Annotated in this window: 9 protein-coding genes; 8 read left to right on the top strand and 1 reads right to left on the bottom strand. The window is 72.7% G+C overall.

From position 1 onward, the window contains the following. The coding region (locus KDK95_RS33250) for an N-6 DNA methylase (protein ID WP_212522337.1) at nucleotides 1-1074 on the bottom strand (1074 nt) is incomplete at its 3' end. Nucleotides 1075-1247: 173 nt separating this feature from the next. On the opposite strand from KDK95_RS33250, the gene KDK95_RS33245 reads away from it, so the two are divergent. From KDK95_RS33245 to KDK95_RS33210, 8 genes are all read left to right on the top strand, one after another. Further along, nucleotides 1248-1685 (top strand): hypothetical protein, encoded by a 438-nt coding sequence (locus KDK95_RS33245; RefSeq protein WP_212522336.1) that lies wholly within the window; start codon nucleotides 1248-1250, stop codon nucleotides 1683-1685. Between the two features lie 75 nt (nucleotides 1686-1760). Continuing rightward, nucleotides 1761-2828 (top strand): ADP-ribosylglycohydrolase family protein, encoded by a 1068-nt coding sequence (locus KDK95_RS33240; RefSeq protein ID WP_212522335.1) that lies wholly within the window; start codon nucleotides 1761-1763, stop codon nucleotides 2826-2828. 75 nt (nucleotides 2829-2903) lie between these two features. Beyond that, entirely contained in the window at nucleotides 2904-3332 is a 429-nt protein-coding gene (locus KDK95_RS33235; protein WP_212522334.1) for a hypothetical protein, read from the top strand. 132 nt (nucleotides 3333-3464) lie between these two features. Beyond that, complete coding sequence (locus KDK95_RS33230; protein WP_212522333.1) at nucleotides 3465-4121, top strand: hypothetical protein; 657 nt, start codon at nucleotides 3465-3467, stop codon at nucleotides 4119-4121. Then, nucleotides 4118-4573 (top strand): hypothetical protein, encoded by a 456-nt coding sequence (locus tag KDK95_RS33225; protein ID WP_212522332.1) that lies wholly within the window; start codon nucleotides 4118-4120, stop codon nucleotides 4571-4573. Before KDK95_RS33230 ends, KDK95_RS33225 begins: the two co-directional genes overlap by 4 nt. Nucleotides 4574-5101: 528 nt before the next feature. Continuing rightward, nucleotides 5102-5911, top strand: a complete 810-nt coding sequence (locus tag KDK95_RS33220; protein WP_212522331.1) for a class I SAM-dependent methyltransferase — start codon at nucleotides 5102-5104, stop codon at nucleotides 5909-5911. After that, nucleotides 5908-6690: a deazapurine DNA modification protein DpdA family protein gene (locus KDK95_RS33215; RefSeq protein WP_212522330.1), complete on the top strand. Its 783-nt coding sequence runs from the start codon at nucleotides 5908-5910 to the stop codon at nucleotides 6688-6690. Before KDK95_RS33220 ends, KDK95_RS33215 begins: the two co-directional genes overlap by 4 nt. 14 nt (nucleotides 6691-6704) lie before the next feature. Beyond that, nucleotides 6705-7469 (top strand): GP88 family protein, encoded by a 765-nt coding sequence (locus KDK95_RS33210; RefSeq protein ID WP_212522329.1) that lies wholly within the window; start codon nucleotides 6705-6707, stop codon nucleotides 7467-7469. The last annotated feature ends 133 nt before the right edge of the window (nucleotides 7470-7602 follow it).

The following is a 7602-nucleotide window of genomic DNA, read 5'->3' as shown; positions in this document are numbered from 1 at the left end:
GCTTTCCGCGGGGCGCGGGGCGAAGTCCGCGCACGCGTCCAGGTCCGCGGGCACATCGGGGCCGTGGCGGCGTGAGGTGGCGAGCGCGCACTTGGTGCGCGGGCCGTGGGCGGACTGGCGGAGGTAGACGTGTGCGCACCCGCCGCAGCGCTGCGCGCCGTCCGAGGGGGTCTTGCCGGTGACCGGGTGCGGCGTTGTCCCGACGGTTCCGGACTCGTTCTGTTCGAGCCCGCGCGCGGCGCGGAGCAGGCCCGCGGCGCGCGCGGCGAAGGCGGCGGTCTCGTCGCGGTGCGAGATCGCGGCGCGGCGGGTCGCGGCGGCGGTCGGCACCCACACCGGGTCGGACAGGATGTCGTGCGTGCCGACCAGCACGAGCGGTCCCAGGCCCCAGATCCAGGCGTTGACCGCGGCGCACGCGGCGGCGGTAGCGTCCACGTCGTTGAGGTACCAGCGGACGCGGGCCGGGTCGGTCCCGTGCGCGCGCATGGACTCGGCGGCGGCGCGCGCGAGCTCGCCGGTGCCGCAGAACTCGTCGGCGAAGTCGCGGTGCGCGTATCCGACCTCTGCGCCGAGCAGTTCATCGGCCAGCGCGGCGACGTCGCCCGGGGTGTGGAAGACTCCGCCGGACTTCTTGGCCGCCTGCGTGTGGACGTCCTGGACGAGGAAGCCGAGCAGGTCCACCCCGTAACGGTGGCGGCGCATGAAGGGGTAGATCCCGGCGTCGATCGCGGCGCGGGCGGCGGCGAGGGAGGCCGCGCGCGCGGCCGGGCTGGCGGTTTCGGCCCACTCGATCACCGGGGCGGCGAAGGCGACCAGGTCCGGACGGGCCCACCACGCCGCCCCCCACAGCTCGTTGGTCCACTTGTTGAAGCCGTCCGCGTCCAGGCGGGCGATCGCGCCCGCGTCGGGCGTCTCGACGGCGGCCGCCGCGTGCAGCGCGAGCGCCGCGACGGTGCCCACCAGGGCTTCTTGCTGGCGCGGGCCTATGGAGCGGTACCAGGCCTCCTGTGCGGCCTGGGCGATCGCGGCGGCGCGGTCCTCGCCCGGGCGGCGCGCGCCTTGAGTCTCAGTCATCTGCGTCGGTCCTTGTCACGGGTCTGCGTTCGCGGGGCTGCCGTCCCCGCTGTCACTATGATGCAAGCCGTATTGCTATAACGCAAGTACTAGTTCTATGATGGTTCCACGGGGTGCGGCGGTCCGCGCCGCCGCGTCAGGCCGGATCCGGCCGCAGACCGAGGAGTTGAGCGATGAAGAACACCGACACCCGCACGCCGCGCGAGGCGAACGACCCGGTCGCCGACCTCTCGCGGGGCTGGGCCGAGCGGATCGCCGCGCGGATCGAGACCGAGGCCGGCGCGCACGCGCAGATCGCGCCGTGGTCGCCGTACACCGGTCGGCCCGTCCCGGGCGACGACCGGCTCGGGGCGATGGTCGAGTACGACGCGCACACCGGCGGTCCGGATCAGGCCCGCACCGTCAGGATCTGGGTCTACGTCGCGGCCACAGCGATCCGTGACGGGGCGCGCGAGCTGCGGGTGCAGGTCTACGGCAAGAACACCGGCGGGGTCCGCCGGGTCTTCCGGGCTCCCGCCGAGGACGGCCCCGAGTTGTCCGCGCTCCTGGAGCGCGTCGGCGGATGGGCGGCGCGCGAGGCGCGCACGGTCGCCGCACAGATCAAGAACTGACCGCGCCGCCCGGCATCGAGCCGGGCGCATCGAGTGATCTTCGGGCCCCGGCCCGGCCACCTGGAGGTAGACGAAATGCGTTACGAATCAGTACTCGGATCCACGCTCGGGCTCGCCTACGGCGACGCGATGGGCAAGCCCACCGAGTTCATGAAGGTCCCGGCGATCCTGGGCCGGTACGGCCCCGGCGGCCCGCGCACGCTTCCCACACCGGCGCTGGTGACCGACGACACCCAGATGGCGCTCGCCACCGTCGCGGCCCTCGCCCGCGCCGCCCACGGCGGCCCCGGCCCGAACGAGGCCGCGAACCTCCTCGGATACTCCCCGGACCTCGAAGGCGGGCTCGGCGGCATCGACCCGCTCGACCTGGCCGAGGCCCTGGAGATCGAGTACGTGGCGTGGTCGCGTTCCCCGGAGAACACCCGGGCGCCGGGCGGCACATGCATGGCCGCGTGCCGCCGCATCGGCACCGGGCGGGCGTGGCTGCAGGCGACGGTCCTGGACTCGAAGGGGTGCGGCGCGAACATGCGGGTCACCCCGCTGGGCCTGATCGCCCGGCTGAGCGAGGCGGAGCGAGCCGGGGCGGCGCAGTTGCAGGCGGCGATCACCCACGGCCACCCCACCGGGCTCGCGGCCGCCGACCTGACCGCGCACGCCGTGTGGCTGCTCGCGGAGGGCGCCGAGCCCGCGCACCTTCTGCCCGCACTGTTCGACTACATCGAACGCAACTCGGGCGTGTACCACCTGGACTGGCTCGGCGGCCTGTGGGCGGCCGCGCGCGCCTCTTCCCCGAAGTCGTTCATCGCGGCCGGGTGGGAGGAGTGCCGCAAGGCCCTGACGCGCGTGGAGGCCGCGCTCGTCGCGCCCCGGCCGAACCAGGACCCGTGCATCGCAACCGGGGACGGCTGGATCGCGGAGGAGGCGCTGGCCACCGCGGTGCACTGCTTCCTGTTGTTCCCCCATAAGCCCGTCACCGCGCTCGCCCGGGCGGCGACCACCCGGGGGGACTCGGACTCGATCGCGGCGATCACCGGCGCCCTCGCGGGCGCCCACGCCGGAGCCGCGGGCTTCCCGCCGCAATGGGCCGAGAAGATCGAATACGCCGACCGGCTGACCGCCGCCGCGGGCCTGCTCGCCGCCTGACCGCCCGCGCAGACCATACCCCGGCCCCGGCCGCCGCTCGGGGCCGGGGCAAGTACCGAGAATCGAGGTTCCCTCGTGACCAGCCCCTACGATCCGTGCGCCGCAGGCGGCGTGGTGACCGTCGTCGCCGACCGTGCGAAGTTCCTCGCGTGGCTCGACCACCACGCCCAGGTGCTGCGCCCTTACTACGGGCTCACCGGCCCCGACGGGAGCAGCCCGCGCCAGTGCATGGACACGGCCCGCGGCGCGTTCCTGGCCCGCCCGAGCGATGTGCACGCCGTGCTCAACTGCGTCTACATCGTGCTGCGCGCCTACCGCCTCGCCGGACAGATCGACCGGATCGGCCAGGCCCGGCACTTCCACACCGCTGTATGCGAAGTGGCCGAACGCTATGAACAGGCCGGCGACCAGGCCCGCGGCGCGCGTCTGCGCGTCGAGGCGGCAGCCGACCTCGCCGAGGCGTACGCACTCGAGAGCGTCGAGCGCGGACTCGCGAGCGAGTAGGGACCGCTTCGCCGCCCTGCCGCCACCTGCGCACCGTTCCCGCCCCCGCCCCAGGCCTCGAAGGACAGCCCCTTCGGGCCCTGCCATCAGCATCGCCGCTTTCACGCGGCCAGAGGAGAAAGAACAACTTCCATGCAACCGACCACTGCGAGCGCCGCCGATCCCGGGGCGCCCGTGACGCCCGATCCGGGCGGCGCCGCCGACCGTTGGACGCCGGGTGCCGAGGTCGGGGTGATCGAAGGCTGCACCGGACGCCGGATGCACGGCTCGGTCGCGCTCGTCTTCGACGGCGCCGTCTGGGTGTGGATCCCGGACCTGCGCCACTCGCCCCCGAGCTCCTGCGCCCCGCGCGGCTACCTCATCCCGATGACCCCCGAGCGGATCGAGTCCGGCGCGATGTGGGCCGAACCGCTCCCGAGCTCGCTGACCACCCCCGAACCGACCCTCTCGGACGTCGAGGACTACTGGGCCTGGGCCCGCAACGTCGGCGCTGCGGCGAGCTCGAGCGCGAACTCCTACATCTCGGCGCTGCGCGCGGTCTTCGCCGGTGAGGGCGCAGGGATGGGCGCCGCGGTCGCCGACATCGACCTCGAATCCGCGCTCGCGGCGTTCCGGTCCCGCCGCGAGCGCTCAGCGAAGACGCTGCACCAGTACACCGCCAGCGCCCGCAGCGCTGTGCGCAACTACGGCATCCAGCGGCGGTACGCCCTCGCATCCCACACCGGCGCGCCGACCTGGGCCGGCTCAGAGGGCTGCAGCTGCCAGAGCGCCCCTGGCGAAGCGTCGTGACCTCGCTGATCGGCTTCACCAACGCGCACGGCTACGTGCGCGCCCGGCGGCTGCGACGCGACGCGGACCCCGAGCAGACCGTCGAGGAGCTCGCCGACATCCTGGTCTACCGCTGCGGCGCGAACTTCCGACGTGCCCGGCGCCTGCTCGGCGTCGGGCACTGGGAGGTCCTCGACCCCGCCGCATCGGTCACTCCGGTGCGGCCGGGCGAGCCGATCGCCGTTGCGGGGGTCGGCGAGGTCCACGAGCAGCGGGCCGGCCGGGAGCGGACTGCCGCACCCGCTGGAGCGGCGAGTACCCCGGCGCTGCCGAGGCGCGCGAATACGGCCTGTTCTGCCTGGCCCGCCCGCCGTACGAGCCCTGCGAGCCCGGAACTGACGGCTCGATGGAGGACATCAACACCCTCCTCAGGCTCTGCGCCTGGGACCGCGAGGCCCGACGCTGGCGGCTGAAGGACGCGAAGGCCTAACTCCCCTCAGATTGTCCATCGATGGCGGACCGCCCCGAAGTCTTGTTGCTATAAAACAAGTCTTAGTGTTATAGTGGTCAAGCAAGGTCCGGGGCGGCCCACCCCCCCAGCCGCACCGGACCTTGAAAGCCTGGATCTCCCCCCGTCCAGGCGCCCTCCGGGGCCCGGCGGCGTCCTCCCTCGCCGCCGGGCCCCGTCGAGGCGAGGCGGAGGGCTGGCACCGCAGTGTCCTGGCGCGGCGAAGGCCCACGGTTCGGATTCGCGCCAGCCCACCGGCATCGCCCGGCCGCTCACCTCTCGGTCCGGCGCGCGAGTCCGCGCGCATCCAGGGAGCCGATCGGACCCGCGGACCCGGCCCCCGCCTTCGCAACGCCGTGCCGTCGGGATGCGGGCGGCCTCAATGAATCAAGCACTTGACCACCATCTACGGACCTCCGTGGTCTGCGACATTTCCCGCCCACATCGCCCGGCCGCGCAGAGCGCCAGCCGAGCCCCGATCGGAGAGGTTCCCATGGCACGGCTGAGCAAGGACGACGCACGTCTGCACCGCCAGGCACGTCAACTCGTGGCGCTGGCGCGCGATCTGACCGACGAGGAGATCGACTTCGTCTTCGAGCACTACCAGGAGTCGCAGAACCCGGGCCACGGCCTCGACGGCGCGTTTTTCACGCCCGAGGACCTCGCGTTCGACCTGACGGTCGAGGTCGGCGGCGACCGGCTGATCGACCTGTGCGCGGGCATCGGACGCATCGCCTCCCTCGCGGCACACCCTGCCGCCCCGCACCGCGCCGGACGCGCGCCGAGCGAGATCGTGTGCGTCGAGCGCGACCCGGAGTACGTGCGCGTCGGGCGCAAGCTGGTGCCGCAGGCGCAGTGGATCGAAGCCGATGTGCTCGCCCTCCCGCCCGGGCTCGGCGGGTTCGACACCGCTTTCGGCAACCCCCCTTTCGGCGGCCTCGCGCGCAGCGCCAACCCCACCGCCTACACCGGGGCGCTCTTCGAGTACCACGTCATCGCCGTCGCCGCGCGGCTCGCAGACTCCGGGGTCTTCCTGATCCCGCAGCCCTCCGCGCCGGTGCGTCACAGCGGACTGGTCCGGCCCGTTCGCCAGCACAACGGGCCCTACGGCCGCTTCACCCGTGAGACCGGGCTGAAGCTGACCAGCAGCAGCATCGACACCGCCACCCACGCCCGCGCGTGGCGCGGCGTGAGCCCGCGGGTCGAGGTCGTCGTGTGCGACTACGCGAGCGCACGCCGCGCCACGCAGGCGGGGCGCAGGCCCGTCACCGCGCCGGCTTGCCCGGCGGTGATCGGCCGGTGAGCGCACCCACGTTCTACCTGGGCCTGCATCACCCGCGCTGGGTCGAGCAGGTCGACTTCCCGGTGTGCCTCTCGCACGTCGCGCTCTCCCGCTACAAGCGGGAGTGCCCGCGCCTGGGCGACGGCGCCTCCTGGATCTTGGACAGCGGCGCGTACTCCCAGCTGAGCGGATTCGGCAAGTTCCTCTCCAGCCCCCAGCAGTACGCCGAGGCCGCGCTGCGCTACGTCGAGGAGGTCGGCCGGCCGGATTTCATCAGCCCGCAGGACTGGATGACCGAGCCGGAGGTGCTCGCCGCGACGGGGCTCACGGTGCGCGAGCACCAGGAGCGCACGATCGCCTCCTACCTGACGCTGCTCGAACTGCTGCCCGGCCAGCCCGTGATCCCGGTCCTCCAAGGCAATAGCCTGACAAGCTATCTCGACTGCCTGGCCGGATACAGGGCCGCAGGGATCGACCTGGCCGCCCTTCCGCGAGTCGGGGTGGGCTCGGTCTGCCGGCTCCAGGCCACCGGCAAGATCGGCGAGATCGCCACGGCACTCGCCGGAGATCAGGGGCTTGCCATCCATGGGTACGGCGTGAAGTCCAAGGCGTTCGAGAACGGCTACGCCCCGCTGTTCGCCAGCACGGACTCGATGGCCTGGTCCACGCGCGGGCGCCACGTCTCCGGCTGCGCGCACGGGCGCCGAGCCAAGTCCGAGGGCGGCTGCCTCCAGTTCGCCATCGCCTGGCGCACCGCGCTGCTCGCCAAGCTCCACCCCGACGAGAACCCGCCCACCTGAAAGCGAGAGAAGCCATGACCACGAAGTTGACCCTCCGGCCCGCGGCGCGGGCGCGCCCGAAGCAGCTGCTGCGCAAGGGCAACTCCAACCTCGGCCGCGACAAGAACGTCTGGGTCTTCACGCTGCCCGCGCTCTACGCCGTCCTCCCCGACGGCACGACGGTCGTCACCTGCCCTCAAGCCGGAACATGCGCATTAGTCTGCTATGCCCGTTTTGGTACCTATACGTGGAGCAACGTCGCGCCGGCGCACGTGGCCAACCTTCTGTTCGTCGTGGAGGACCTGCCCGGCTGGGAGGCGGCGATGCGCAAGGAGCTCGCGGCCGAGAAGTTCAAGGGAGCGTACGTAAGGATCCACGACGCAGGTGATTTTTATCAGGACGCGTACCTACTGGCATGGCTGCGGATCATCAGGGACTTTCCGGAGACTACGTTCTACGCCTACACCAAGGAGATCCTGCGGATCCGCGGCTGCATCGACGACCCGGGCCTGCCCGCGAACTTCATCACGATCTTCTCGTTCGGCGGCGACCAGGACGCGTTGATCGACGAGGACAACGACCGGATCGGCGACGTGTTCCCGACGGAGGAGGCGGTCGCCGAGGCTGGCTACGCCTCCCAGCTGCGTTCGGACCTGGACGCGATCTCCGGGTCGCGCAAGGTGGGGATGGCGGCGAAGCAGCGCCCGCAGGCGCTGCGGCGCCAGGGCGCGCGCACCTTCCGCGAGTGGCAGCGCGAGCAGGACCGGCGCCGCGCCCAGCTCGCCGGGCGCCGGGGGTGAGGGCGTGTCCCGGCGACGATACGACCACCGCCGCCCGGCCCCCGGCGGGTTCATCTCCTCGACGCCCGGCGACCTGACGCGGCTGATGTCCACCGCGCACACCGTCGCCTTCGAGGCCCTGGGCCTGGTGGGC

Origin of the sequence: Actinospica acidithermotolerans (assembly GCF_018139625.1) — a bacterium.
In the GTDB taxonomy this organism is placed as follows: Bacteria; Actinomycetota; Actinomycetes; order Streptomycetales; family Catenulisporaceae; genus Actinospica; species Actinospica acidithermotolerans.
The sequence above is the reverse complement of the archived record's forward strand: the minus strand, read 5'-3'. Positions and strand labels throughout refer to the sequence as shown.

Coding starts and splice junctions, on each gene's coding strand:
- KDK95_RS33245 (WP_212522336.1), top strand. CDS start 1,248: ATGAAGAACACCGACACCCGCACGCCGCGCGAGGCGAACGACCCGGTC.
- KDK95_RS33240 (WP_212522335.1), top strand. CDS start 1,761: ATGCGTTACGAATCAGTACTCGGATCCACGCTCGGGCTCGCCTACGGC.
- KDK95_RS33230 (WP_212522333.1), top strand. CDS start 3,465: ATGCAACCGACCACTGCGAGCGCCGCCGATCCCGGGGCGCCCGTGACG.
- KDK95_RS33220 (WP_212522331.1), top strand. CDS start 5,102: ATGGCACGGCTGAGCAAGGACGACGCACGTCTGCACCGCCAGGCACGT.
- KDK95_RS33210 (WP_212522329.1), top strand. CDS start 6,705: ATGACCACGAAGTTGACCCTCCGGCCCGCGGCGCGGGCGCGCCCGAAG.